The organism is Methylophaga sp. UBA1464 (assembly GCF_002325665.1).
In the GTDB taxonomy this organism is placed as follows: Bacteria; Pseudomonadota; Gammaproteobacteria; order Nitrosococcales; family Methylophagaceae; genus Methylophaga.
Genome location: NZ_DCSO01000080.1, coordinates 1 through 1,179, shown reverse-complemented (window position 1 = coordinate 1,179; position 1,179 = coordinate 1). Strand labels below are relative to the sequence as shown.

Sequence of the window (1,179 nt, the reverse complement as noted above, 5' to 3'; positions counted from 1 at the left end):
GCCAAAGAGCTTAATCTACAGTTAAACGATTAATGGCTATCAGCTGGTTAGGATCCTCAGTGGACAGTCCGTTCCCACCAGTTGAACAGACAACCTCACATGGCTTATTAGCTGCTGGTGGAGACCTGTCTGTTACGCGATTACTGAATGCTTACCGCCAAGGTATTTTCCCCTGGTTCAATGCTTATGATCCGATTTTATGGTGGAGCCCTGATCCCCGCATGGTATTCGAAACCGATAAGATCCACATCAGTAAAAGCTTAAAAAAAGCCTTACGACAAAAACCTTTTCGCATTACATTTGACCAAGATTTTAAAGCGGTTATGCAGGCCTGCGCCGCACCTCGACTGAAAATGCCTGTCGATCAACATGAAACCTGGATTCATAATGAAATGATAGCGGCTTATACAGAATTGCATCAGACAGGTTATGCCCATAGTGTGGAATGTTGGCAGGATGGACAGCTTTTTGGTGGTGTTTATGGTGTGGCCATTGGCAAAATGTTTTTTGGTGAATCCATGTTCAGTTTTAAAACAAATGCTTCAAAAATTGCCCTGGTTGCCCTCTCCCGGCAGCTCAGATTATGGGGTTATCCACTAATTGATTGCCAGGTGTATTCTGAACACTTGGCACGTCTTGGAGCAGTCACACTACCAAGAGAACAATTTGTTGAGCGGGTGCAAAAACTGTGTTCCTTATCTGGCCAGTCTGGCAGTTGGCAAACCAGCGCGTTACCGTTTGTTTATGAGCCTTGATTTTTATCAGGACAGGCCACATGCCTGCTCTTATCTGGAAGATCGTTTAGCGCGAAACATTTATCCGGATCCGCTGCGCCCACTGACAAATACGCTTTACAGTCAACTTATCCAGCATGGTTTCCGCCGCAGTGGAGAGCACGTCTACCGACCTTTCTGTCCGGCATGCGATGCCTGTGTACCGGTCAGGATTGATGTTAATAACTTCCGGCCAAACCGCAGTCAACGGCGTTGCTTGCGCAACAATAATGATATTGACATCGTTATCAAGCCAGCTAATTTTAATGCCGAACATTACGAACTTTATCAGCGCTATCTGGCACATCGTCATCCCGGTGGCGGAATGGATAATCCAAGCAAAGAAACCTATCTCCAGTTTCTCACCAGCAGCTGGAGCGATACGGCGTTTATAGAATTCCGAGCG

Annotated in this window: 1 protein-coding gene and 1 pseudogene; both read left to right on the top strand. The window is 46.3% G+C overall.

Annotated elements, in window-relative coordinates; genetic code table 11:
- Positions 1 to 59: 59 nt before the first annotated feature.
- The gene (aat, locus tag B3O33_RS10030) at positions 60 to 755 is read left to right on the top strand and encodes a leucyl/phenylalanyl-tRNA--protein transferase (protein WP_339612335.1); all 696 of its coding nucleotides are present in this window, start codon (positions 60 to 62) and stop codon (positions 753 to 755) included.
- Positions 745 to 1,179 (top strand): annotated as a pseudogene (locus B3O33_RS10025) (arginyltransferase); the annotation flags it as partial. The gene aat and the pseudogene B3O33_RS10025, both read left to right, overlap by 11 nt.